The organism is Nocardia arthritidis NBRC 100137 (genome assembly GCF_001612765.1).
Taxonomy (GTDB): domain Bacteria; phylum Actinomycetota; class Actinomycetes; order Mycobacteriales; family Mycobacteriaceae; genus Nocardia; species Nocardia arthritidis.
Genome location: NZ_BDBB01000025.1, coordinates 25,016 through 48,116, shown reverse-complemented (window position 1 = coordinate 48,116; position 23,101 = coordinate 25,016). Strand labels below are relative to the sequence as shown.

Below are 23,101 nucleotides of genomic sequence, written 5' to 3'. Positions count from 1 at the left end.
CAGAACCGCCCGAACGTCACGTGATCTACAGAAACCTCACTTCAGCAGCGCGCGGCTCATGACCAGGCGCTGGATCTGGTTGGTGCCCTCGTAGATCTGGGTGATCTTCGCGTCACGCATCATGCGCTCCACCGGGAAGTCGGTGGTGTAGCCCGCGCCGCCGAACAGCTGGACGGCGTTGGTGGTGACCTCCATGGCGACGTCGGAGGCGAAGCACTTGGCGGCGGCGGAGATGAAGCCGAGGTTCTGCTCGCCGCGCTCGGCGCGGGCGGCCGAGGTGTAGACCATGAGGCGGGCGGCCTCGATCTTCATCGCCATGTCGGCGAGCATGAACTGGGTGTTCTGGAAGTCGGCGATCGACTTGCCGAACTGCTTGCGGTCCTTGGTGTAGGCGATGGCCGCGTCCAGCGCGCCCTGGGCCAGGCCGACGGCCTGCGCGCCGATGGTGGGGCGGGTGTGGTCGAGCGTTTGCAGCGCGGTCTTGAAGCCGGTGCCCGGCTCGCCGACGATGCGGTCACCCGGCACGCGGCAGTTCTCGAAGTACAGCTCGGCAGTGGGCGAGCCCTTGATGCCCAGCTTGTGCTCCAGCGGACCGACCACGAAGCCCTCGTCGTCCTTGTGCACCAGGAAGGCCGAGATGCCGTTGGCGCCCTTCTCCGCGTCGGTCACCGCCATCACGGTGTACCAGGAGGACTTGCCGCCGTTGGTGATCCAGCACTTGGAGCCGTTGATGATCCAGTCGTCACCCTCGCGCTTGGCCCGGGTGCGCATGCCTGCCGCGTCGGAGCCCGCCTCGCGCTCGGACAGCGCGTAGGAGGCCATCTCGCCGTTGACGATGTCCGGCAGCACCTTCTGCTTCAGCTCCTCGGAGCCGTTCAGGATCAGGCCCATGGTGCCGAGCTTGTTCACGGCGGGGATCAGTGAGGACGAACCGCAGACGCGCGCGACCTCTTCGATCACGATGCAAGTGGCCACCGAGTCGGCGCCCTGGCCGCCGTAGGCCTCGGGCACGTGCACGGCGTTGAAACCGGAGGCGTTCAGCGCCGTCAGCGCCTCCTCCGGGAAGCGGGAGTTGCCGTCGACGTCCTTGGCGTGCGGAGCGATCTCCTTCTCGGCGAGAGCGCGGATCGCGGCGCGCAGCTCATCGTGGAAGTCCTCGAGCTTGAACAGGTCGAAATCGGGGTTTCCCGCCATCGGGCTTCACTCCTGGTCGTCGGTGGTGATCGCCGCTTTCCGCCGAGAAAGCAACGCGTCGGCACTCAGTGCCACACATGAGTCGAGTATACCCGCATGGACGCGTATCACATGGGAAGATGACGTGGCACTCAGTGTCAGATTGGTCGCACTCAGCGCCACCTCACAGGGTGCCGAGCTTGCGGACCAGCAGGTCCGCTATCTGCCTGGGCGCGGCATCGCGCGGGAACACGGCGACGACCAGCTCGTCGGGGTTCACGGCACGCCCCGCGCCGCGCGGGATCGCGGCCAGCTCCAACCGCAGGTCGGCGGCGCCCGCGTCCGACTCGCCGCGCACCATCCGGCGCAGCAGGTAGTTGTGCGTCGCCGTCACGGCAGCGGCGAACTGCACCCGCGCCAGATCGGGAACATCGGGCAGCCGCTCGCGCAGGTAGTCGGTGAACAACCGTTCGTAACGGAACACCGTGACGATCTCGCGCTCCCGCAACGCGGGAACCCGGCGCACCACCTGATACCGCCGCGCCGCGATCTCCCGCCACTGCGTGAATCGCTCGAACACCTGCACCACCGCCGCGCACACCGCCTCCCAAGGGTCCTCGCGCGACGCGGATAGGAACTGCTCGGCCTGCGCCAGCTGAGACTCGTGATCGGCGAAGATCACGTCCTCCTTGGACCGGAACTGCCGGAAGAACGTGCGCCGCGAGATCCCCGCCGCCTCGGCGATCTCATCGACCGTCGTCGCCTCGTACCCCTTCTCGGCGAACAACCGCAGCGCCTGATCCACCACCGTGAGCCGAAAATGCGCGGTGTCGTCGCCTCCCCGCATCCGAGCGATATCCCCTGTAGTCACGACCTCACACCGTAGTCAGCAACCGAAACCCCCAGTTCTCCGCGCCGGAGATTCCGCCATTTGTCGCGGCGGCCTCGTCCGTCGAACTCACCACGCGACAGGCGGCACACATGGTGAACGTGTCGCGGCGCTGGCATCCTCGGTGGTCCCCCGCCCGGTGACCGAGGCGCACCCGCCGAACTCGAACCAGGCGAGCAGGCCGTGTCAGCCCAAGAGCTTCGTGCGCAGTGCGTCGTCCTTTTCCAGCACCATCTGCTCGAGTCCGGCCTGGAACTGTTCCATCCGGGTGCGCAGGGCCGGGTCGTGGGCGGCGAGGATGCGGGCGGCGAGCAGGCCGGCGTTGCGGGCGCCGCCGATGGAGACGGTGGCGACGGGGACGCCCGCGGGCATCTGCACGATGGACAGCAGGGAGTCCATGCCGTCGAGGTACTCGAGCGGGACCGGCACGCCGATCACCGGTAGCGGTGTGGCGGAGGCGACCATGCCGGGCAGGTGGGCCGCGCCGCCCGCACCGGCGATGATGACCTTCAACCCGCGACTCGCCGCGTCACGCGCGTAGTCGAGCATGCGCTGGGGAGTGCGGTGCGCCGAGACGACGCCCACCTCGAAGCGGATCCCGAATTCGGCCAGCGCCTCCGCGGCGGCCTCCATCGTCGGCCAGTCGGAGTCGCTGCCCATGATCAGGCCGACAGCCGGGCCGATGGCCACTTCTTCACTCATGCGGATCCCATCCGTCGGTCCAGATCGCGTGCGACATCCAGTGCGCCGCCCGCTCGGCCTTCTCCCGAACCTCGGCTACATCGTCGCCGAGGATGTTGACGTGTCCGATCTTGCGATCCGGACGCTCGCCCTTGCCGTACAGGTGCACCTTCGCCTCCGGGAGCCGGGCGAACAGGTGGTGCAGCCGTTCGTCCATCGACATTTCCGGGGCCTGCGGCGCGCCGAGGATGTTCGCCATCACGGTCACGGGCGCCAGCGGCGCGGTGTCGCCGAGCGGGTAGTCGAGCACGGCGCGCAGATGCTGTTCGAACTGCCCGGTGCGGGCACCGTCCATCCCCCAGTGCCCGGAGTTGTGCGGGCGCATGGCCAGCTCGTTCACCAGCAGGTTGCCGTCGGTGGTCTCGAACAGCTCCACCGCCATGACGCCGACGACGCCGAGTTGCTTCGCGAGGTTCAACGCCATCGTCTCCGCCGCGGCGGCCGTGTCCTCCGGCAGGTCGGGCGCGGGCGCGATGACGACCGCGCACTGGCCCTTGCGCTGCACGGTCTCCACCACCGGCCAGGTCGCCGCCTGCCCGAAGGGCGAACGGGCCACCATCGCCGAGAGCTCTCGTTTCAGCTCGATCTTCGCCTCGGCCAGCAACTGGACGCCGTACGCGAGCTGGTCGGTGACGATCGCGCCGACCTCGTCGGCGGACTCGGGCATCCACACGCCGCGTCCGTCGTAACCGCCGCGCACCGCCTTCAGCACGATCCGCCAGCCGTGCTCGTCGCCGAAGCGCACCGCGTCGGCGACCGAGGTCACCGGCGTGAACGCGGGCACGGGCAGCCCGAGCCCGCTCAGTTTGCTGCGCATCACCAGCTTGTCCTGCGCATAGACCAGCGCCTGCGGCGGCGGCTGCACGTTGACGCCCTCGGCGACCAGCGCCTCCAGGTGCTCGGTCGGCACGTGCTCGTGGTCGAAGGTCAGCGCGTGCGAGCCGACCGCCGCCTTGCGCAGTGCGCCCAGGTCGGTGTGACTGCCGAGCACCACCTCGGGGCTCACCTGGGCGGCCGGGTCCTCGGGGTTCTCGGCGAGTACGCGCAGCCGCTGGCCCAGCGCGATCGCCGCCTGATGCGTCATGCGCGCCAGCTGTCCGCCACCGATCATGGTGACGGTGGGCATTGCCGATGGATCGAAGGAACGTGCGCTCACGTCGGACAATATTGTCATGTCCGGCGCGAATGGTCGGTACCGGTACACTCCGGTCTTGTGTCATTCGTCGACGACGTGGTCAGCGTCCTTCCCAAGCCGCTGCAAGATATCGCGTACCGGCATCGGGAGTTGATCAAATTCGCGATCGTCGGGGCGACCACGTTCGTGATCGACAGTGGCATCTTCTACGGACTCAAGTGGACGGTACTCGCGGAGAAACCGGTCACGGCCAAGATCATTTCCGGCGTCATCGCCGTGATCGCGTCCTACATCCTGAACCGGGAATGGTCGTTCAAGAATCGCGGCGGGCGCGAACGCCATCACGAGGCGCTGCTGTTCTTCGCCGTCAGCGGCGTGGGCGTGGTCCTGGCCTTCACCCCGCTGTGGATCTCCAGCTACGTCTTCGACCTGCGCCAGCCCAACGTGAGCTTCACCGTCGAGAACATCGCCGACTTCATCAGCGCCTTCATCATCGGCAATCTGCTGCAGATGGCCTTCCGTTTCTGGTCGATGCGCCGCTGGGTCTTCCCGGACGAGATGAAAGAGCTCGAAGCGGAGTTCGTGGACCTCGTGGAAGAGGAACTCGGCCGCAGCTGAGTCAGCGCGGCTCGGCCACCACCGCGTTCGCCGGACGGGCCTTCGAGGCTCCGAGGAACACCGCGAACAGCGCGGGCCTGCGCCGTTGCAATTCCAGGCGTCCGCCGTCCGCCTCGACCAACGCCCGCGCCAGCGCGAGCCCGACTCCGGTGGAACCGCCCGCGGAGAAACCCCTGTCGAAGATGTGCGGCGCCAGTTCGTCACGAACGCCGTGCCCCTCGTCGGCGACCTCGACGCACACCAGCGGCTCACGGCCGACCCCCGGCCGCACCGAGCGCACCGACACCGTGCAGGTCCCGCCGCCGTGCATGAGCGCGTTGTCCACCAGCACCGCGACCGCCTCGCGCAGCCGCGAACCCGTGATCGGGGCGCGCAGCGACTCGTCGCCGGTGAGCATCAGCGTCCGGCCCGCCTCGGTGAACGGGTGGGTCCATTCGGCGACCACACCGCGCAACTCGTCCATCACCGGCACCGGATCGCGATCGGCCGCGTCCTCATCCCGGGAGGCGCGGACCAGATCGTCGATCGCGTCGGTGAGGCGGTCGACCTGCGCCATCGCCTCCTCGGCCTCGTGCACCACTTCCGGATCGGGATGCGCGGACAGCTCGTCGAGGCGCAGCCGCACGGCGGTCAATCTGCTGCGCAGCTGATGTGAGACGTCCGCCACCAGGGCGTGTTCACGCTGGAGCCGTCCGGCGATCTCCACGGTCGCGGAATCGAGCACGTCGGAGACGCGGTCCAGTTCCGCGATGCCGTGCCTGCGCGGATCGGGGCGGAAATCGCCCATCGCCAGCCGCGCCGCGCGCGCCGCGACGTCCCGCAGCGGATCGGCCACCCGCCGCGCGGTGACCACCGCTACCGACACCGCCGCGCCGAGTGAGGCGAGCACCGCCAGCGCGACCACCGCGACGGCCTGGCGCTGCATGGCGTGCATCGGCGCCGAGGGCACCTCCAGGCGCAGCGACGCGGACTTGCCCATCGACAGCGACTCGACCAGCGGGTCGGGCACCTGGGCCACACCGATGTCGCGCCGGGAAGCGTTGTCCTGCTGCGACGGGTAGACGAGGGTGAGCTTCCCGTTCTCCGGCACCAGCGGCGCCACCGACCGGATGTCCAGCTCGCCGGGCACCGTGCCGTCGCGCTCCTGCGCGATGATCTCCGCGGCGATCCGGTCCAGCCGGTTCTGCAGGTCGTTGCGCGTGATGTCCTCCACCCACAACCACGCCGTGTAGATGAGCGGCACGCCGAGCACCACCGTGGTGAGGGTCAGCACGGTGAGCATGGAGCGCAGGATCCGGCGGCGCACGTCAGTCGGTATTCAGCCGGAAACCGACCCCGCGCACGGTGACGATGCGCCGTTCGGCCATGGGGCCCTCGTCGCCGATCTTTCGGCGCAACCAGGACATGTGCATGTCCAACGTCTTGGAACCGCGCAACTCCGCGTCGCCCCACACCTCGCGCAGGATGGTCTCGCGCGCCACCACCTGGCCCGCCCGGTCGATCAGTACCTTGAGCAACTCGTATTCCTTGTTGGCCAAACCGATTTCGACTCCGTTGACCAGCACGCGCCGCGCCGCGGGCTCCAGGCGGATCCCCCCGACCTCGACCGTGTCGTCGCCGATTCCGCTGCGCCGCAACAGCGCTCGCACCCGGGCCAGCAGCTCGGCGAGGCGGAACGGCTTGCCGACGTAGTCGTCTGCGCCCGCGTCCAGCCCCACCACGAAATCCACTTCGTCGGTGCGCGCGGTGAGCATCAGCACGGCCAGATCCGCGCCGCGAGCGCGCACCTGACGGCATACCTCCAGCCCGTCCATGCCGGGCAGGCCGAGGTCGAGGATGAGCAGATCATGGCCGCCTTCCAGGGCTCGTTGCAGCACGGCCGGGCCGAAACTCTCGACGGTCACCGAGTAGCCCTCGCGGCCGAGCGCGCGCGACAGCGGGGCCGCGATGGCGTCGTCGTCCTCGGCCAGCAGTACAGCGGTCATACGCCCAGGTTACGGGCTCACCGGTAGCTGCGACGGTCGTCCCGGCGCTCGTCTCGGCCATCGCGATGGCGTTCGACCTCGAACACCTGGTGGTACAGCAGCGCGTGCACCTGCTGGACCGACGGGATGTCGTCGTATTCCAGCGGCTCCGAGGAGGACGACTCGATGATCAGCGTCCCGGTGCCGAGCAGCCGATCGAAGAGTCCGTGCCGGAACTGCACGCTGGAGATCCGGCTCATCGGGATGTCGATTCCGCTGTGGGTGAGCACGCCCTGACGCACCAGCACCCGCCGGTCGGTGATGATGAAATGCGTCGACTTCCATCGGATAACCGGTGCGGCACAACGCCATAGCAGGATCGCCAGATACACCACGAGCACCGTGACGAGCAGCGCCGAGGCGGTGGTGCCCGTGGCCTTCTGCGAGACGAGTCCCCCTGCGAAACCGGCGAGCGCGGTGGCCACGATGAGCGTCACGATCGGCCAGAAGAGCATCTTCCAATGCGGGTGGCGATGCAGCAGCAGCTGTTCCTCGGGCGCCAGCACATCCTCCGGATAACCCATGTCAGGAACACTACCGCCTGAAGATGTCGGAACGGCTGACACCGCAGCGCGTCATGCTGCACAATCGGCACCCTGCGTGTGACGATTCCGCGCAGTGGCTCTCTGTATCGCGCAACGCCCGGCTCACCATCATCGTCGATTCCGACCGTGGAGGAACGCGTGACCAAAGACCTGACCCCGCTGCAAATCCTGGCCGAACTCGAGCCCGTCGCCGAAGAGAATGTCAATCGGCACCTGTCCATGGCGAAAGACTGGAACCCCCACGATTACGTGCCGTGGAGCCAGGGCCGCAATTTCGCCGCACTGGGCGGCGTCGACTGGGAACCGGAGCAATCGCACCTCAGCGAGGTCGCCCGGGTCGCCATGATCACCAATCTGCTCACCGAGGACAATTTGCCCTCCTATCACCGGGAGATCGCGCAGAACTTCTCCGAGGACGGTCCGTGGGGCACCTGGGTCGACCGGTGGACCGCCGAGGAGAATCGCCACGGCATCGCCATGCGGGACTACTTGGTCGTCACCCGCGCCGTCGATCCGGTCGCCCTGGAACAGGCGCGGATGATCCACATGAGCAACGGCGTCCAGTCACCGGAGGGGTGGGGCGGATTCCTGGCGAGCGTCGCGTACGTCACCTTCCAGGAGCTGGCCACCCGTGTGTCGCACCGCAATACGGGCAAGGCGTGCAACGACGCCGTGGCCGACCGCCTGCTCCAGCGCATTTCCGCCGACGAGAACCTGCACATGATCTTCTATCGCTCGGTGTGCGGCGCCGCGCTCGACCTGGTCCCCGACCAAGCGCTGCCCGCGATCACCAGGATCGTGCGCAATTTCCTGATGCCCGGCGCCGGGATGCCGAATTTCCGCCGCTACGGCGTGCTGATGGCCAAGCACGGCATCTACGATCTGCGCCAGCATCTGGAGGAGGTGCTCCAGCCGGTGCTCAAGCAGTGGAACGTCTTCGAGCGCTCCGATTACGGGCCGCGCGGCGAGCAGGCGCGCGACGAACTGGGCGCGTTCCTGGAGAAGCTGAGTAACGACGTGATCAAGTTCGAGGAGCAGCGCGATCGCGCCCTCGCCCGGGATGCCTCGCGCGGCGTCGCCCAGCGCGTCTGAGGCACGCAGCCGCACGTTGCCGGCGGCGCGGCGCCCGCCGCGCCGCCGGGCGGTCCGGCGCTCAGTACTGGGCGCGCAGATGCGTGACGTCGCCGGCGGATACCGCTTGCCCGCCGATGAGCAGGCGGCCGTACTCGTCGACGCCCTCGGCGACGCCGGTCAGCATCCGGTCCCCGGGCAGTTCGGCACGGACCTCGGCGCCGATCGTGGCGCACCGCTCGCGATAGGCGGCGGCCAGTTCGTCGATCGCCCAGTCCGCGTCGCGCCACGCGGTGAAGCGGCGGGCGAACTCGGTCAGCAGGGATCGCACGAGCACCGTGCGATCGGTCTGCCGCGCGCCGGCGATGGTGAGCGAGGTGGCGTGCGGCACCGGCAGTTCCTCTTCGGTCAGGCTCACGTTGAGTCCGAGCCCGATCACCACGGCGGGCGCGCCGCCCTCCGCGCTCGCCGCGACCTCGGCCAGGATGCCGGCCACCTTGCGGCCCTCGATCAGCACGTCGTTGGGCCATTTGAGTTCCGCGGGCACGCCCGCCGAGGCCCGCAGCGCGTCGACCACGGCCACGCCGGTCAGCAGTGCCAGCCAAGCGAGCGAGGCGGGGCCGATCCCGGGCAACCGCACGAGCAGCGACATCGCCAGCTGCGCCCGCGGCGGGCTGACCCAGGTGCGCGCGTGCCTGCCGCGACCCTGCACCTGGGTCTCCGCCAGCAGAACCACGCGGTCGGCGGCCGGATCGGCCGCCCGTGCGATCAGATCCGCGTTCGTGGACCCGGTCGACTCGACCACGTCGATCCGCGTGAAGAACGACAGCTCGGGCGACTCGACGGCACTGCGCCGCAACTGCTCTGCATCCAACGGTGGCCTCTGCACACCGGCAGGCTACTCGGCGTGCCGGGCGCTACCCGACCAGGTCATACGAGATAATCGGGTCGCGCGCCGCCGCGCCCATTCCGTCGCCGTCCTCCCGCTCGCCTTCGGCCGCCTCGGCCCACACCTCGGGCTCGCCGTACTTCGGCGGCGCCTCGGCGGTCCGCGTCCACGCCGTCTCGGCGGCGTACTCCGCGCGAGTTCTACCCCATTCCCACATGACGTGCTCCTCCCCCGCTCGGAAATCCGTCGCCCTCAGGCTAGGTGGGCAGGACCGGTCGGCGATACTCATTTTCCGCCTTCCGAACCCTGCTACCGACCAGGAAGTTTGCCTGGGAAAATTGATCTAGCTGCGGTTTTCTACTCGCCGGTAGCCCGGTCTTGGTTAGAAAGTAAACGCTGGTACTGGTTACACTCCGATGCCATGACGAGTGTCCAGCAGCAGCCCGCATCAGGTCCGGCGGGCTCCCCCGATATCCACACCACCGCCGGGAAGCTGGCTGACCTGCGGAATCGGCTGGAAGAGGCCAAGCACCCGATGGGTGAGGCCGCGGTCGACAAGGTGCACGCGAAGGGCAAGATGACCGCCCGCGAGCGCATCCTGGCGCTGCTGGACGAAGGGTCCTTCGTCGAACTCGACGCCCTGGCCCGCCACCGCAGCGTCAACTTCGGCCTGGAGAACAACCGCCCGCTCGGCGACGGCGTGGTGACCGGTTACGGCACCATCGACGGCCGCGACGTCTGCATCTTCAGCCAGGACGTCACGGTGTTCGGCGGCAGCCTCGGCGAGGTCTACGGCGAGAAGATCGTCAAGGTGATGGACCTGGCGCTGAAGACCGGCCGCCCGCTGATCGGCATCAACGAGGGCGCGGGCGCCCGCATCCAGGAGGGCGTGGTCTCGCTCGGTCTCTACGGCGAGATCTTCCACCGCAACATCCAGGCCTCGGGCGTGATCCCGCAGATCTCGCTGATCATGGGCCCGGCCGCCGGCGGCCACGTGTACTCCCCGGCGCTGACCGACTTCGTCGTCATGGTCGACGGCACCAGCCAGATGTTCGTCACCGGCCCGGACGTCATCAAGACGGTCACCGGTGAGGACGTCACCATGGAGGACCTGGGCGGCGCGCACACGCACATGACCAAGTCCGGCGTCGCGCACTACGTCGCCTCCGGCGAGCAGGACGCCCTGGATTACGTCAAGGACCTGCTGTCCTACCTGCCGAGCAACAACCGGGCCGATGCGCCCCGCTTCCCGGCCACCGACCCGATCGACGGCGCGATCGAGGACTCGCTCACCGACGAGGACCTCGAGCTGGACTCGATCATCCCGGACTCGCCGAACCAGCCCTACGACATGCACGAGGTGATCCGGCGTCTGCTCGACGACGACGAGTTCCTCGAGGTGCAGGCCGAGCGCGCGATGAACATCATCGTCGGCTTCGGCCGGATCGACGGCCGCAGCGTCGGCATCGTGGCCAACCAGCCCACCCAGTTCGCGGGCTGCTTGGACATCGACGCCTCGGAGAAGGCCGCACGCTTCGTGCGCACCTGCGACGCGTTCAACATTCCGATCATCACCCTGGTCGACGTGCCCGGCTTCCTGCCCGGTACCGGGCAGGAGTACAACGGCATCATCCGGCGCGGCGCGAAGCTGCTGTACGCCTACGGCGAGGCCACTGTGGGCAAAATCACGATCATCACCCGCAAGGCCTACGGCGGCGCCTACGACGTCATGGGTTCCAAGCACATGGGCGCCGATGTGAACCTCGCCTGGCCCACCGCCCAGATCGCCGTCATGGGCGCTTCCGGCGCCGTCGGATTCGTCTACCGCAAGCAGCTGCAGCAGGCCGCCAAAGAGGGCGGAGACGTCGATGCGCTGCGGCTCGAGCTCCAGAACGAATACGAGGACACGCTCGTGAACCCGTACGTCGCCGCCGAGCGCGGATACGTGGACGCGGTGATCCCGCCGTCGCACACGCGCGGCCAGATCGTGTCCGCGCTGCGACTGCTCGAACGCAAGATGGTGACCCTTCCGCCGAAGAAACACGGCAACATCCCGCTGTGATCGAGCGATACGCTCGATAGGCCGCGCACAAAGGATGGCATCGGCCTCGGTAACACTTACTCTGGCGTGTACCGGCTTGTTGCAGAGACGCAATGAGTGCATCCGAGGACGATTGCTTCATCCGTAGCTAGTCGGAAAACGGGAATAGCCTGATCAGTCCGCTGATAGAGGCGAAGAGAGGACCTGGCACTGTGACGACCGTGGCAGAAGAAGATGTGTTGAGCGCCGTCGAACTGGATCTCACAGTCGACCGGATCGCAGACGAGACCGGTGCCTCCACCGGCTCGGACGCGGCCGCGCTATCCGCCGAGGCCACCGCTGAGCCGTTCTTCCGTGTCGTGAAGGGCTCGCCGAGCGACGAAGAACTCGCCGCGCTGGTGTGCGTGCTGTCCGCCGTGGCGAACAGCGCCGCGCCCACCGGCCCCGCCGGGCCGCCCGATATGTGGGGCCACCCGACGCTGATGCATCGCGGCTCTTCGCCGTTCTCCCCGTACGCCTTCCCGCAGCTGTCCCACTTGCGCGGGTGACGCGGCTGATCCTGGCTTCCGCGTCCCCGGCCCGCCGGGAGGTTCTCCGCTCGGCGGGCATCGACCCCATCGTCCGGGTCTCCGCCGTGGATGAGGACGCGGTCGCCGCCGCCCTCCCCGAGGGCACGCCACCCCGCGCGATCGTGGTGGAACTGGCGCGCGCCAAAGCGGCCGCCGTGGCCGCGGACATTCCGGAGTTGGCCGGCGACTGCGTTGTGGTGGCCTGCGATTCGATGCTGCTCGTCGACGGCGAGTTGCAGGGCAAGCCGCACACCCCCGAGGTAGCTCGCGCGCGGTGGGGCGACATGGCCGGGCGCAGCGCGGATCTGATCACCGGCCACTGCGTGGTGCGGATGCGGGATGGCCGGATCACCGCCGAAGCGGTCGACTGCAGCAGCACCACCGTGCACTTCGCCAAGCCGGAGCCGGACGAGCTGGACGCCTACATCGCGACCGGTGAGCCGCTCGAGGTGGCGGGCGCGTTCACCCTCGACGGGCTGGGCGGCTGGTTCGTCGATCGCATCGATGGCGACCCGTCCAGCGTCATCGGCATCGGGCTACCACTGCTGCGCCGACTGCTTGGCGATGTTGGGATCAGCGTTACGCAGCTGTGGGGCCACACGGCCTGACGGCGCGGTGAACGCCTCGGCGTCCCCGCCCGGGGACACCGGCGTCGCCTCCTGGGCCTCGGCGCGCTGTGCCGCGATGAGTTCCAGCCGGGCCACGCACAGCTCCGGTTCGACGAACGAGTGCATCCGCACGTCGATCGTCCCGTGCGCGCCGCCCCGGTCGAGCACCTCTTCGAGCAGGCCGAGGTGTACGCCGCAGACCACCTCGGAGTGTGTCCGCGCCAGTTCGCGCAGCGGGCACGCCGTCAGGCGGATCAGCACCTTGCCCTCGGTCTCCGAGGACGGGTCGCGCTCGGGCGCGAAGCCCAGTTCCGACATCAACGTCATGGTGAGGTCCTTGGCGTCCTCCAGCGACTCCACCCGATGGTCACCCACGTCGAGTCTGCTGCCCCAGGCGCGGCCCGCGGCGATCGCGGCCTCGGATCTGCGCCGCGAGTCGGGGCCGAGCTGATCGGCCAGCACTTGCGCCAGGTCCTGGTAACCCACCGATCGCTGCACCGCGCTGTATCCGATACGCGGCCGCCCACGGCCGCGCGGCGGCTGCTGGAACTGCCGGACGAGGGATTCCCTGGTGAGCACATCGAGATGAAACCGGACCGTGGTGACGTGCTGTCCGGTGATTCTGGCCAGTTCCTGGGCGTCGAGAGGCTCGCTGGCGCCACGTAGGATCGCGAGCAGTCGCCGCCGCGGCCAAGAATCGGACATAGCTCACCCCTCCTCCCGGGAGACTTTATCGGATGTAGGTGCCCTTTATTCGGCCCTCATCCGATTTGTGATCTGAAACGAGAGTCACTGTCGCCGCACACCTACCATCGCTGTGAGGCCTCGAACCGCTGCCACCGCCGTCCACCCATGCATGAAGGACCCGAACACCGTGCCCGTCGCTCCGGACCCTCATCCCTCACTCGGTTCCTACGCACACCCTCACCGACTAGTAACCACGGAGTGGCTGTCGGCAAACATAGGCGCGCGGGGACTCGAGATCATCGAGGCCAATGAGGACACGCTGCTGTACGACATCGGGCACGTTCCGGGCGCCACCAAATTGGATTGGCGAAGCGATCTGAACGATCCGGTCACGCGCGACTATATCGACGGAACCCGCTTCACCGAACTCATGCGCGCCAAAGGCATAGATCGTGACGACACAGTCGTGATCTACGGGGATCGCGGAAACACCCAAGCGGCGCACACGGCGTGGGTGTTCACCCTGTTCGGGCACGAGGACGTGCGCCTGCTCGACGGCGGACGCGCGGCCTGGATCTCCGAGGGGCGCGACACGACGTTCGAGCCCGGCTATCCGGCGCGCAGCGCCTACCCGGCCGTGCGCCGGGACGACAGCACCTTCCGCGCCTTCCGCGAGGACGTGCTCGCCCACCTCGGCAAACCGGTGATCGACGTGCGCTCGGCCGAGGAATACTCCGGCACGCGCGTGCTCGACGCGGCCAATCCCGAGGACGCGGCGTTGCGCGGCGGCCACATCCCCAGCGCGTCGAACGTCCCGTGGACCGAGGCGGTCGCCGCCGACGGGAGTTTCCGCTCGCGCGCCGAACTCGAGGACGTCTACCGCGCGTCGGCCGGCCAGGACGAGGTGATCGTCTACAGTCGAGTCGGCGCGCGATCCAGCCACAGCTGGTTCGTCCTGACCTACCTGCTCGGGCGCGACGGAGTGCGCAACTACGACGGGTCCTGGACCGAGTGGGGAAACTCGGTGCGGATGCCGATCGCCAAGGGAGACGAACCCGGCGAAGTGCCTGCACGCGGCGGTTCTCGGCGCACCCGGAGCAGGTGAGTCGGGTGCGGTCCCAAACACAGACCGCGTGCGTTGTGATCCGCGACCTACTGTTGAGTAGGGCTAGCCGAGTTCGGCGTCTGTTGGCAGACTGCCTACACTCGCCCGAGACGTAAACAAGTCGATTTTGGGAGCGGAGGCTGCACAGCGACCCCACCCCCGGCGAAGCGACCAGAAGAATGCACACAGGAGGCTCAGTGCCCAGCCATGCCAGCGCGCGGATCACAAAGGTACTCGTAGCTAACCGAGGCGAGATCGCCGTGCGCGTGATCCGGGCGGCCAAAGACGCCGGTATCGGCAGCGTCGCGGTCTACGCCGAGCCGGACGCCGATGCCCCGTTCGTCAAGCTCGCCGACGAGGCATTCGCCCTGGGCGGCCAGACCTCGGCCGAGTCGTACCTCGTGTTCGACAAGATCCTCGACGCCGCTGCCAAGTCCGGCGCCGACGCCATCCACCCCGGTTACGGCTTCCTCTCCGAGAACGCCGACTTCGCCCAGGCCGTCATCGACGCCGGGCTGATCTGGATCGGCCCCTCCCCGCAGTCCATTCGCGACCTGGGCGACAAGGTCACCGCGCGGCACATCGCCGAGCGCGCGAAGGCGCCGATGGCCGCGGGCACCAAGGACCCGGTCAAGGACGCGACCGAGGTCGTCGAGTTCGCGAAGAAGTACGGTGTGCCGGTCGCGATCAAGGCCGCTTTCGGTGGTGGCGGCCGCGGTATGAAGGTCGCGCACACCATCGAGGAGATCCCGGAGCTGTACGACTCGGCCGTCCGCGAGGCCACCGCCGCCTTCGGTCGCGGCGAGTGCTTCGTCGAGCAGTACCTGGACAAGGCCCGCCACGTCGAGGCGCAGGTCATCGCCGACAAGCACGGCAACGTCATCGTCGCGGGCACCCGCGACTGCTCGCTGCAGCGGCGCTTCCAGAAGCTCGTCGAGGAGGCCCCCGCGCCGTTCCTGTCCGACGAGGTGCGCGCGAAGATCCACGCCTCGGCCAAGGCCATCTGCAAGGAAGCCGGCTACTACGGCGCGGGCACCGTCGAGTACCTGGTGCAGGGCGAGACCGTCTCCTTCCTCGAGGTGAACACCCGGCTGCAGGTCGAGCACCCGGTCACCGAGGAGACCGCGGGCATCGACCTGGTTCGCCAGCAGTTCCGCATCGCCAACGGCGAGAAGCTGGAGATCACCGAGGACCCGACGCCGCGCGGCCACGCCTTCGAGTTCCGCATCAACGGCGAGGACGCCGGCCGCGGCTTCCTGCCCGCCCCCGGCCCGGTCACCGTGTACAAGGAGCCGTCGGGCCCCGGTGTGCGCGTGGACTCCGGCGTGGTGGAGGGCAGCGTGATCGGCGGGCAGTTCGACTCGATGCTGGCCAAGCTGATCGTCACCGGCGAGAACCGCATGCAGGCGCTGGAGCGGGCGCGGCGCGCGCTGGCCGAGTTCGAGGTCGACGGCCTGGCCACGGTCATCCCGTTCCACCGGGCGATCGTCGAGGATCCGGCGTTCATCGGTGACGGCGAGAAGTTCGACGTCTACACCAAGTGGATCGAAAACGAGTGGGTCAACACCGTCGAGCCGTTCACCGGTGCGGGCGCCCCTGCCGACGAGGATGAGGATCAGCCGCGTCAGAAGGTCGTCGTCGAGGTCGGCGGCCGCCGGGTCGAGGTCTCGCTGCCGGGCAACTTCACCGTCGGCGCCGGTGCGGCCGGCGCGGCGGGTAACGGCGCCGGTGTGATCCGCAAGAAGCCCAAGCCGCGCAAGCGTGGCGGCGCCGGCGGCGGCGCGGCCTCCGGTGACGCGGTCACCGCTCCGATGCAGGGCACCGTCGTCAAGGTCGCCGTGGAAGAGGGCCAGTCGGTCGAGGCGGGCGATCTGATCGTGGTGCTCGAGGCCATGAAGATGGAGAACCCGGTCAACGCCCACAAGGCGGGTGTGGTCACCGGCCTGTCCGTCGAGACGGGCGCGGCGATCACGCAGGGCACCGTTCTCGCAGAGATCAAGTAGCAACGTCGCGGAGCGGGCGCGGGACAACGAGGTCCCGCGCCCGCTCCGCTGTTCACACGGCAGTCCCTCCGTCGTCACGCGTGCTGCCTCCGCTGGACCGGATCCGCACACCGAGGTGTCGTATCGTGTTGCGGTGACCAGCTCGACAAGCCTCTCCCCCGTCGCGGAGGTGATCCGCGCGAGGCGCGCCACGGCCGGCCGCGCCGACGGTCACCGCCTGGTGCTGGTGATAGAGGGTGGCGGCAGCCGGGGCGTGTATTCCAGCGGCATGGTGTCGGCGCTGGAGGAACTCGGGCTCGCCGGGGTGTTCGACGCCGTATACGGCACGTCGGCAGGCGCGATCAACGGCGCCTGGCTGCTGTGCGGGCGTGCGATCCCCGGCATGCGCTCCTGGACCGACCCGGAGATCATGCGCCGCGCCGTCGACCCGGCCCGGCTCCTGCGCGGGCGTCCGGCTTTCGATCTGCGGTATCTCGTGCACCAGGTGTACGACGGCGTCGAACCGATGGATTTCGACGCGATCCTGGCCAACTCCACGACCTTCCATCCGATCGCCACTGATATCCGGACCGGGCAGGCGGTCGATCTGCATCCGCACATCACCGACAAGCAGACGCTCATGCGTGCGTTGCGCGCGTCGGCGGGCCTGCCGATCCTGGCCGGGCCGCCGGTCGCCCTGGGCAGTTCGGCCTACTTCGACGGCGGTCTCTCCGAGACAGTGCCGATCCGCACCGCGGTCCGCGCGGGCGCCACCCATGCCTTGGTCCTGCGTACCCGGAGGGTGGACGAACGGCGCCCGCCCGCCTCGCGCCTGCACCAGATCGTCGGCGGCGGCTATCTACGCGCCGTGGCCCCCGGCGCGTACCGGGCCTGGCTCGAACGCCCCCGGCAACAGGACCTCGAGGACCGGGCCCTCGCCGAACTCGGCGACTCCGTGCTGCAGATCCACCCGCCCCTCGGCTCTCCGGACGTGGACAGCGCCGCCCGGGACACCACACTGCTCGCCAGGGCTCTGCAAATCGGCCGCACAGCCGTGCTCGGCGCGCTCTCCGCCGTCATCCCAGCCGCCTGACCGACTTCGGCCCGCCTCCGCTCCAGCGGGCGCACGGTAAATATTCATCGCGGGTCAGCTCAACGGCGCGGCGCGGTGGTGAGGCGCCGAGGCGTTCAGGCGATGTGGACTCGCACGCCACCGGAGAGGACGAAGTCGTGCAGTTCCAAGTGGTCGGGGGTCGCCGTCCGGGGCAGGTCGAACACGAGCTGGGTGGTGGCGGACTGTCCGGGGCGCAGCTCGAAGGAGTAGCCGAGGCGCTGCTGGGTGTTCTGCCACATGGTGGCTGTGGCGTTGTGGTCGAAGGGCGTGTTCTGCGCGTCCAGCAGGCGTTGGCCCATCGGGAGGAACCACTTCGTCTCGTCGGAGATATTCCGGACGGTCAGCGTGACGATCAGGAACGCGCCCGTGGCCCGCTGCAAACCGACTCGTGCCACACCCGTGTCGACGTTCGTCACGAGGAACTCGAATTTGCCGTCGCGCACGGGACTGCCCACCGGCGCCACGGCGGCCGGATCGGATGCGCGGTCGTCCCCGGGTGGCCCGGGGTTCTCCACCGCCACCGCCGAGGGCGGCAAGGTGGGCGCGGGCGCGCCGGAATCGCCGGCCCTGGTTCCCGCCGCGATCAACGCGACACAGCCCGCCGCGAACGCGAACGGCGCCAGGAACACCACGATCAGCGCGCCGATCATCTTCGACAGCAGACTCCGGTGACGTCGCGGCCGACGCTGCGGGACCGGGACGCCCGGGCGACGCTGCGCGACCGGCGGTGCCGGACGCTGGACCGCTGGGAAGACCTTTCGCGCCGGCGCACGATACGGCGATGCGACCGGGCCGTGCTTCGGGGGAAGCACGCGAGCGAGCAACCGTTCCTGCCACCCCGGCTGTGCGCCCCGGACAGGTTCGGCGGGATACGACCCGGTCCGGTACCACCGCCCTGCTGGATACGACTGTCCTGCAACGGGATAACCGGTGGCTGCGGGCGGACGCTGCGCACCGGCGTATCTCTGTGGTGACGAGCCCGGACTCGGAACACGCTGAATCGGTCCAGGATTGGGCGCGACTGTCGACCAGTCGAGCCTGGTGGCCACAAGGGTCGGCATAGGGCCCGGGTTCGGCATAACTTTGGTCGGGGTAGGGGTTCGCCGCAGTGGCTCGGAGCCCACGGATTCCGGTGCGGCCGCGTCGGCTTTCGAGTCCGTTCGAGGCGAAGGCCTTTCCTGCGCAGCGGGGTTCGCCAGATCGTCGACTCCGGAGCGGTGCGAAGACCCCGAGGCCGGCACGGAATCGACACCGGTCAACGGCTTCGTCGCCGGGCGATCCGATCCGGACGGCGGCACGGCTACCGGCTCCGGAGCGGACGCGCCGATCGCGGCTCGCGCGGCAGCGGCGAATTCTCCTGCGGTGGGAAATCTTTCGCTCGGCTCCTTCGCCAGACCGCGAGCGATCACGGCGTCCAGCGCGGCGGGGACGGCGGCGCACACCGAACCGGCACGTGGGGGCGGCGCCATCAGGTGGGCATGCATCTGCTGCGCGGGATCGGTGTCACCGTAGAGCCGCGCACCGGTGAGGCATTCGTAGAGCACGCAGGCCAGCGAGTAAACGTCGGCGCGTCCGTCCGCCTTGCCGCTGAACCGTTCCGGGGCCATGTACGCGAGGGTGCCGATCGCCATGCCGGTGGCGGTCACGGCCGTCTGTCCGAGCCCGTGCGCGATGCCGAAGTCGATCAGATAGGTGAAGCCACTGGGATGGACGACGATGTTCGACGGTTTGACATCGCGGTGCACCAGCCCGGCCCGGTGCGCCACATCGAGCGCGGCGGCGACGTGGCCGATGACGCCGATCGCGACGGCCGGTGACATCGGGCCCTCGGCCACCAGCTTGCCCGCCAGGTCGGCGCCCTCGACGAATTGCATGTCGATGTAGAGCCGGCCGCCGATCTCGCCGAATCGGTGGATCCGCGGCACGTGCGGGTCGCGCAACTGCGCCACGGCTTCGGCTTCACGCTCGAACCGCTTGCGGTATCCCGGCGCGGCCGCGAGATCGGCGGGCAGGAGCTTCAACGCCACCCGTCGCGCCGCTACCATGTCGTACGCCAGCCAGACCTGACCCATGCCGCCCTTGCCGAGCGGTCGCTCCAGCCGGTAACCCCCGAATCGCACCTCCCCCATCGCGAACCTCCAGTCACCGTTGACATCTGGTCGACCCGGCCGCCACCCGTGGAAAACGGAAATCAGCAGCTCACCGCGCCGACACCGAAGAAGCGGCCTCATTCGGAGCGTAACCGCACCCCGCGTCCCGCACCACTGTGTGCTCGACGACAGTCCGCGACGGGCCGGCTACTTACCCGGCTTGGCCTTGGGCTTGCCGTTGCCGTTGCCGTTGCCGTTGCCTTGGTTCGCGTGATCGGGCTTGCCCCGGCCGGGCTTGTCGTCGGAGGCGGGCTGTCCGGACAAGTTCGAGTCGTCGACGTTCTCCGCGGCGACACCGCCCGCGTCCGGCGCTGCCGGAAGCCAGCTCGACCGGTCCGCCAACGGAGTGCAGGTCAGCTCGAGGCCGTCCACGGTGACACTGTGCAGGTCCACCACCGGGTCGCACGGCTGACCCGCGCCGGGCAGTACCAGGATCGGCGCCGAGATGGGCACCGGCATCCGCGTGGCCGGCACGTGCGACGGCGGCGCGGACGGTTGCTGCTTCGGAGACGGGACGGGAGCGGTGGCCGGTCCCGCGTCGGCCGCGTCCGGGTGCCCGAGCCACAGCGACCCGGCGACCAGCGCGACCAGCGCCGCGAGAGCCACCAGCGCCAGACGCGATCCGGAAGGCGTTCGCGCTTCGGACGCGGGGCCGGTCCGGACGACCCCACGCGGCGGCGGGAGCACGAAGGTCGGCACCGACGACGCGAGCTCGACCGTGGTGGCGTCCTGGCCCGTCAGGGCCGCGTACCCGGCCGATGCCAGTTCCCCGGCGCTGGACCAGCGCAGGCCGGGATCTTTCGCCATGCCGCGTGCGATCACCGCGTCCAGCGCGGGCGGCAGGGCCGGATCCAGTGCGGAGGCGAGCGGAGGGGTTTGCATCAGGTGGGCGCGCATCATGCGCGGCGGGTCGCCGTCGTCGAACGGCCGTCGCCCGGTGAGACACTCGTACAGCACGCAGGCCAGCGCATACTGATCGGACTGGGGCACCGCCGAGCCGTCGAACCGCTCCGGCGCCATGTAGGCCAGCGTGCCCACCACATTGCCGGTGGCGGTGATCGCGGGCTGGTCGCTGCGCTGTGCGGTCCCGAAGTCGATCAGGTAGGCGGTGCCGTTGGGCGTCACCATGATGTTGGACGGCTTCACGTCGCGGTGTACCAGGCCCGCACGATGCGCGATGTCGAGCGCGGCGGCTGTCTGCACGACGATCTCGATCGCGCGCTCGGGTTCCAGCCGCCCCGCGCGCCGCAGCAGCGCGGCCACGTCGGAGCCTTCGATGAACTCCATATCGATGTACAGGCGGCCGTCGAGTTCGCCGAACGAATGGATCGGCACCAGATGCGGCCCGCGCACTTGGGTGGCGAGCCGAGCCTCCCTGGTGAAACGCTGCCGGAATTTGGCGTCCGCCGCGTACGCGGCGGTCAGTACCTTCAACGCGACGGCACGGTCGGCGGTGGTGTCGTGCGCGAGCCAGACCTCGCCCATCCCGCCGCTGCCTATCAGCCGATCGAGGCGGTAGTGGCCGAACCACAGCTCGCCCATGTCGTAAAACCTCCCGCTAGCCTCTTCCTCATGACCGAGCTACCCCAAATCAGCCTGGATACCGCGAAACGCGCGAAAATGGCGGCGCGGCCATCCGATCATGTCGCAGCCAGGCCGGTCGGCGTCGCGGAATTCGGCGGAGTGGTGACCGACGCGCTGGTCGCCGCGGCCAGCTACGGGCGCGGCGCAACGGGTGGACGGTGATGGAGCCGATCGAGATCAACGCGGGTGCCTGGTATCTGCGCGCCATGCGCGCCGACGACCGCATCGATGACCGTCCTGCCCTGGCCGAGGGTGGCATCACCGAGCCGGACTATGTGGCCCGGCGCAGTGCGGGCTGGGCGGAGGAGACGCATTTCTCCTGGGCGGTCTGCGAACCGACCACGGCCGAGTTGGTGGCCGAGATCGGAGCGACGCCTGCGGGCGACGGCACCGCGGCGGTGACGGGGTGGGCGCGCCCGGGCTACGAAGCGGCCCTGGACGCCGGGCTGACGTCCGTCCGCCGTTTCGTCGAGGGGGGTTTGGGCTTGCATCCGGTCATATCCTGACCACTCGACGACCGGCGCGCCGGTGCCAGGGCGGCGCGTCACGCCGTACGCCCGTCGGGATAACGGCCGGATGGTGAGCCCGTGCGGACCTTTCCGAGGGGGTGCGCACCAGAGGATTCCGGGTGATCGGACAGCACGGAACGGAGGCGACGAGTGGGACGCGCGGCACCGGTACATCCGCTGTCGGTTCGAGTGCCGTGCCTTCTCGGCGAGTGGTGAAGACATGGATGCTGAGCCCAGGAGGAGGATCCGGGATTCCGGCGCACCCGCTGGGCGCACCGGACCCGGATCCTCCTGTTCGTGGGCTATTCCAGGCCGGCCAGGACCCGGTCCAGGGCGTCGACGGCTTCGTCCAGCTCGGCGCCGGTGACCGTCAGCGGGGGCCGGAACCGGATGCCCCGCTCGCCGGTGCCGAGGATCAGCACCCGCTCCCGCTCACGCAGCGCGGTGAGCACCTCGTCGCGCAGCCGGGACGACGAGAGCGTGATCGCGCACATCAGGCCGCGCCCGCGCGGCTCGCTGACATCGGTGTGCCGGGCGGCGAGCGCGCCCAGCCGTTCGAGCAGGTGCGCCCCCAGCGGCCGGGACCGTTCGATCAGCTCGTCCCGCTCGAGCACCTCCAGGATGCGCCTGCTGCGCACCATGTCGGCGAGGTTGCCGCCCCAGGTCGAGTTGAGCCGGGAGCTGACCGCGAACACGTTGTCGGGCACCTCGTCCACGCGGCCACCCGCCATGACGCCGCACACCTGGGTCCGCTTACCGAAGGCGACCACGTCCGGCGCCAGGCCGAGTTGCTGGTAGGCCCAGGCCGTTCCGGTCATGCCGACGCCGGTCTGCACCTCGTCCAGCACGAACAGCGCGTCGTGCTCGTGACACAGTTGCTGCACGGCTTGCAGGAACTGCGGACGCAGGTGCCGGTCGCCGCCCTCGCCCTGGATCGGCTCGGCGATGAAACACGCTATGTCGTGCGGGTTTTCCTCGAACGCCCGCCGCGCCTGCGCCAGCGCGCACGCCTCGGCCTCCTCGATGTCGAAGGCGTCGGTGACGTAAGGGGACTTGATGCGCGGCCAGTCGAACTTCGGGAAGCGCGCCGTCTTCACCGGATCGGTGTTGGTGAGCGACATGGTGTACCCGCTGCGGCCGTGGAACGCGCCGGTCAGGTGCAGCACTTTGGTACCGAGTTCCGCTGCCCGGCCCTGGGATTCGTTGTGCCTGCTCTTCCAGTCGAACGCGATCTTGAGGGCATTCTCCACCGCGAGGGCGCCGCCGTCGATGAAGAACAGGTGCGGTAGCCGCGGATCGCCGAGCACCCGCACGAAGGTCTCGACGAAGCGGGCCATCTCGACGGTGTAGATGTCGGAGTTGCTCGGCTTGTTCACCGCCGCGGCGGTGAGTTCGGCCAGGAACTGCGGGTCCTCGGCGAGGGCGGGATGGTTCATGCCCAACGCGTTGGAGGCGAAGAAACCGAACATGTCGAGGTAGGGGCTGCCGTCGCGTTCGTCGACGAGGCGGCAGCCACGGGAACGGTTGAGGTCGAGCACCAGGTCGAAGCCGTCGGCCAGGATGCTCGCCGACAAGATCTCATGGACCCGGGCGGCGGGGGTGACCGCCGGGCGGGTGCGTTCCAGTTCGATGGTCACGCCCTGAGGGTACGTAAAAATTTACGGAAC

The 23,101-nt window shown here is 69.0% G+C and carries 23 protein-coding genes; 10 read left to right on the top strand and 13 right to left on the bottom strand.

From position 1 onward, the window contains the following. Nucleotides 1–36 precede the first annotated feature (36 nt). From NA8_RS19130 to NA8_RS19115, 4 genes are all read right to left on the bottom strand, one after another. Nucleotides 37–1,194, bottom strand: coding sequence for an acyl-CoA dehydrogenase (locus NA8_RS19130; protein ID WP_063051738.1), 1,158 nt, complete (start codon nt 1,192–1,194; stop codon nt 37–39). Nucleotides 1,195–1,357: 163 nt separating this feature from the next. Next, a complete protein-coding gene (locus tag NA8_RS19125) occupies nt 1,358–2,020 on the bottom strand; it encodes a TetR family transcriptional regulator (protein WP_063051737.1) in 663 nt (220 codons plus the stop codon). A 228-nt stretch (nt 2,021–2,248) separates the two neighbouring features. After that, nucleotides 2,249–2,764 (bottom strand): 5-(carboxyamino)imidazole ribonucleotide mutase, encoded by a 516-nt coding sequence (gene purE / locus NA8_RS19120; RefSeq protein ID WP_084466914.1) that lies wholly within the window; start codon nt 2,762–2,764, stop codon nt 2,249–2,251. Next, the gene (locus NA8_RS19115; protein WP_063051811.1) at nt 2,757–3,977 is read right to left on the bottom strand and encodes a 5-(carboxyamino)imidazole ribonucleotide synthase; all 1,221 of its coding nucleotides are present in this window, start codon (nt 3,975–3,977) and stop codon (nt 2,757–2,759) included. Before NA8_RS19115 ends, purE begins: the two co-directional genes overlap by 8 nt. 39 nt (nt 3,978–4,016) lie before the next feature. Between NA8_RS19115 and NA8_RS19110 the strand changes: the two genes are divergently transcribed. Next, a complete protein-coding gene (locus NA8_RS19110; RefSeq protein WP_063051736.1) occupies nt 4,017–4,556 on the top strand; it encodes a GtrA family protein in 540 nt (179 codons plus the stop codon). A gap of 1 nt (nt 4,557) precedes the next feature. Here the strand turns inward: NA8_RS19110 and NA8_RS19105 are convergent, their stop codons facing one another. Genes NA8_RS19105 through NA8_RS19095 form a run of 3 tightly spaced genes read right to left on the bottom strand, consistent with a single transcriptional unit; the run spans nt 4,558 to nt 7,104 of the window. Then, a complete protein-coding gene (locus NA8_RS19105; RefSeq protein ID WP_063051735.1) occupies nt 4,558–5,862 on the bottom strand; it encodes a sensor histidine kinase in 1,305 nt (434 codons plus the stop codon). Nucleotide 5,863: 1 nt separating this feature from the next. Continuing rightward, nucleotides 5,864–6,541 (bottom strand): response regulator transcription factor, encoded by a 678-nt coding sequence (locus NA8_RS19100; protein ID WP_040865082.1) that lies wholly within the window; start codon nt 6,539–6,541, stop codon nt 5,864–5,866. Nucleotides 6,542–6,558: 17 nt separating this feature from the next. Continuing rightward, nucleotides 6,559–7,104, bottom strand: a complete 546-nt coding sequence (locus NA8_RS19095; RefSeq protein ID WP_062971078.1) for a PH domain-containing protein — start codon at nt 7,102–7,104, stop codon at nt 6,559–6,561. A 159-nt stretch (nt 7,105–7,263) separates the two neighbouring features. On the opposite strand from NA8_RS19095, the gene NA8_RS19090 reads away from it, so the two are divergent. After that, complete coding sequence (locus tag NA8_RS19090) at nt 7,264–8,217, top strand: acyl-ACP desaturase (RefSeq protein WP_063051809.1); 954 nt, start codon at nt 7,264–7,266, stop codon at nt 8,215–8,217. Nucleotides 8,218–8,278: 61 nt separating this feature from the next. Here NA8_RS19090 and NA8_RS19085 read toward each other — a convergent pair whose 3' ends face one another. Both NA8_RS19085 and NA8_RS19080 read right to left on the bottom strand, forming a co-directional pair. Beyond that, nucleotides 8,279–9,085 (bottom strand): biotin--[acetyl-CoA-carboxylase] ligase, encoded by an 807-nt coding sequence (locus tag NA8_RS19085; RefSeq protein ID WP_063051734.1) that lies wholly within the window; start codon nt 9,083–9,085, stop codon nt 8,279–8,281. A 28-nt stretch (nt 9,086–9,113) separates the two neighbouring features. Further along, a complete protein-coding gene (locus NA8_RS19080) occupies nt 9,114–9,302 on the bottom strand; it encodes a hypothetical protein (RefSeq protein WP_157106782.1) in 189 nt (62 codons plus the stop codon). Between the two features lie 204 nt (nt 9,303–9,506). On the opposite strand from NA8_RS19080, the gene NA8_RS19075 reads away from it, so the two are divergent. The 3 genes from NA8_RS19075 to NA8_RS19065 all read left to right on the top strand — a co-directional run bounded on the left by NA8_RS19075 (nt 9,507) and on the right by NA8_RS19065 (nt 12,303). After that, entirely contained in the window at nt 9,507–11,147 is a 1,641-nt protein-coding gene (locus NA8_RS19075) for an acyl-CoA carboxylase subunit beta (protein ID WP_063051732.1), read from the top strand. Between the two features lie 200 nt (nt 11,148–11,347). Further along, complete coding sequence (locus NA8_RS19070; protein WP_439957401.1) at nt 11,348–11,674, top strand: acyl-CoA carboxylase subunit epsilon; 327 nt, start codon at nt 11,348–11,350, stop codon at nt 11,672–11,674. Continuing rightward, on the top strand, nt 11,671–12,303 hold the full coding sequence (locus NA8_RS19065) for a nucleoside triphosphate pyrophosphatase (RefSeq protein WP_063051730.1): 633 nt from the start codon (nt 11,671–11,673) through the stop codon (nt 12,301–12,303). The genes NA8_RS19070 and NA8_RS19065 overlap by 4 nt, the downstream gene beginning before the upstream one ends. Here NA8_RS19065 and NA8_RS19060 read toward each other — a convergent pair. Continuing rightward, complete coding sequence (locus tag NA8_RS19060; protein WP_063051729.1) at nt 12,232–13,008, bottom strand: helix-turn-helix transcriptional regulator; 777 nt, start codon at nt 13,006–13,008, stop codon at nt 12,232–12,234. The genes NA8_RS19065 and NA8_RS19060 overlap by 72 nt on opposite strands. 169 nt (nt 13,009–13,177) lie before the next feature. On the opposite strand from NA8_RS19060, the gene NA8_RS19055 reads away from it, so the two are divergent. The 3 genes from NA8_RS19055 (at nt 13,178) to NA8_RS19045 (ending at nt 17,170) form a co-directional block, all read left to right on the top strand. After that, nucleotides 13,178–14,095 (top strand): sulfurtransferase, encoded by a 918-nt coding sequence (locus tag NA8_RS19055; RefSeq protein ID WP_063051808.1) that lies wholly within the window; start codon nt 13,178–13,180, stop codon nt 14,093–14,095. Nucleotides 14,096–14,292: 197 nt separating this feature from the next. After that, on the top strand, nt 14,293–16,098 hold the full coding sequence (locus NA8_RS19050; RefSeq protein WP_063051728.1) for an acetyl/propionyl/methylcrotonyl-CoA carboxylase subunit alpha: 1,806 nt from the start codon (nt 14,293–14,295) through the stop codon (nt 16,096–16,098). Nucleotides 16,099–16,231: 133 nt separating this feature from the next. Further along, entirely contained in the window at nt 16,232–17,170 is a 939-nt protein-coding gene (locus NA8_RS19045; protein WP_063051727.1) for a patatin-like phospholipase family protein, read from the top strand. A gap of 95 nt (nt 17,171–17,265) precedes the next feature. On the opposite strand, the gene NA8_RS19040 is transcribed toward NA8_RS19045, so the two are convergent. Next, a complete protein-coding gene (locus tag NA8_RS19040; RefSeq protein ID WP_063051726.1) occupies nt 17,266–19,320 on the bottom strand; it encodes a serine/threonine-protein kinase in 2,055 nt (684 codons plus the stop codon). A 168-nt stretch (nt 19,321–19,488) separates the two neighbouring features. After that, nucleotides 19,489–20,883 (bottom strand): serine/threonine-protein kinase, encoded by a 1,395-nt coding sequence (locus tag NA8_RS19035; RefSeq protein ID WP_063051725.1) that lies wholly within the window; start codon nt 20,881–20,883, stop codon nt 19,489–19,491. Nucleotides 20,884–20,913: 30 nt separating this feature from the next. On the opposite strand from NA8_RS19035, the gene NA8_RS33845 reads away from it, so the two are divergent. Further along, a complete protein-coding gene (locus tag NA8_RS33845; RefSeq protein ID WP_157106781.1) occupies nt 20,914–21,087 on the top strand; it encodes a hypothetical protein in 174 nt (57 codons plus the stop codon). Next, entirely contained in the window at nt 21,087–21,431 is a 345-nt protein-coding gene (locus tag NA8_RS19030; RefSeq protein ID WP_063051724.1) for a hypothetical protein, read from the top strand. The genes NA8_RS33845 and NA8_RS19030 overlap by 1 nt, the downstream gene beginning before the upstream one ends. A 305-nt stretch (nt 21,432–21,736) precedes the next feature. Here the strand turns inward: NA8_RS19030 and lat are convergent, their stop codons facing one another. After that, nucleotides 21,737–23,071: an L-lysine 6-transaminase gene (gene lat / locus NA8_RS19025; RefSeq protein WP_063051723.1), complete on the bottom strand. Its 1,335-nt coding sequence runs from the start codon at nt 23,069–23,071 to the stop codon at nt 21,737–21,739. Nucleotides 23,072–23,101 lie beyond the last annotated feature (30 nt).

What these genes read in the sequence shown, in the direction of transcription:
- NA8_RS19080 (WP_157106782.1), bottom strand. Translation starts at nt 9,302, where the DNA reads ATGTGGGAATGGGGTAGAACTCGCGCGGAGTACGCCGCCGAGACGGCG.
- NA8_RS19035 (WP_063051725.1), bottom strand. Translation starts at nt 20,883, where the DNA reads ATGGGCGAGCTGTGGTTCGGCCACTACCGCCTCGATCGGCTGATAGGC.
- NA8_RS19115 (WP_063051811.1), bottom strand. Translation starts at nt 3,977, where the DNA reads ATGACAATATTGTCCGACGTGAGCGCACGTTCCTTCGATCCATCGGCA.
- purE (WP_084466914.1), bottom strand. Translation starts at nt 2,764, where the DNA reads ATGAGTGAAGAAGTGGCCATCGGCCCGGCTGTCGGCCTGATCATGGGC.
- NA8_RS19095 (WP_062971078.1), bottom strand. Translation starts at nt 7,104, where the DNA reads ATGGGTTATCCGGAGGATGTGCTGGCGCCCGAGGAACAGCTGCTGCTG.
- NA8_RS19075 (WP_063051732.1), top strand. Translation starts at nt 9,507, where the DNA reads ATGACGAGTGTCCAGCAGCAGCCCGCATCAGGTCCGGCGGGCTCCCCC.
- NA8_RS33845 (WP_157106781.1), top strand. Translation starts at nt 20,914, where the DNA reads ATGACCGAGCTACCCCAAATCAGCCTGGATACCGCGAAACGCGCGAAA.
- NA8_RS19030 (WP_063051724.1), top strand. Translation starts at nt 21,087, where the DNA reads ATGGAGCCGATCGAGATCAACGCGGGTGCCTGGTATCTGCGCGCCATG.
- NA8_RS19040 (WP_063051726.1), bottom strand. Translation starts at nt 19,320, where the DNA reads ATGGGGGAGGTGCGATTCGGGGGTTACCGGCTGGAGCGACCGCTCGGC.
- NA8_RS19100 (WP_040865082.1), bottom strand. Translation starts at nt 6,541, where the DNA reads ATGACCGCTGTACTGCTGGCCGAGGACGACGACGCCATCGCGGCCCCG.
- NA8_RS19060 (WP_063051729.1), bottom strand. Translation starts at nt 13,008, where the DNA reads ATGTCCGATTCTTGGCCGCGGCGGCGACTGCTCGCGATCCTACGTGGC.
- NA8_RS19125 (WP_063051737.1), bottom strand. Translation starts at nt 2,020, where the DNA reads ATGCGGGGAGGCGACGACACCGCGCATTTTCGGCTCACGGTGGTGGAT.
- NA8_RS19130 (WP_063051738.1), bottom strand. Translation starts at nt 1,194, where the DNA reads ATGGCGGGAAACCCCGATTTCGACCTGTTCAAGCTCGAGGACTTCCAC.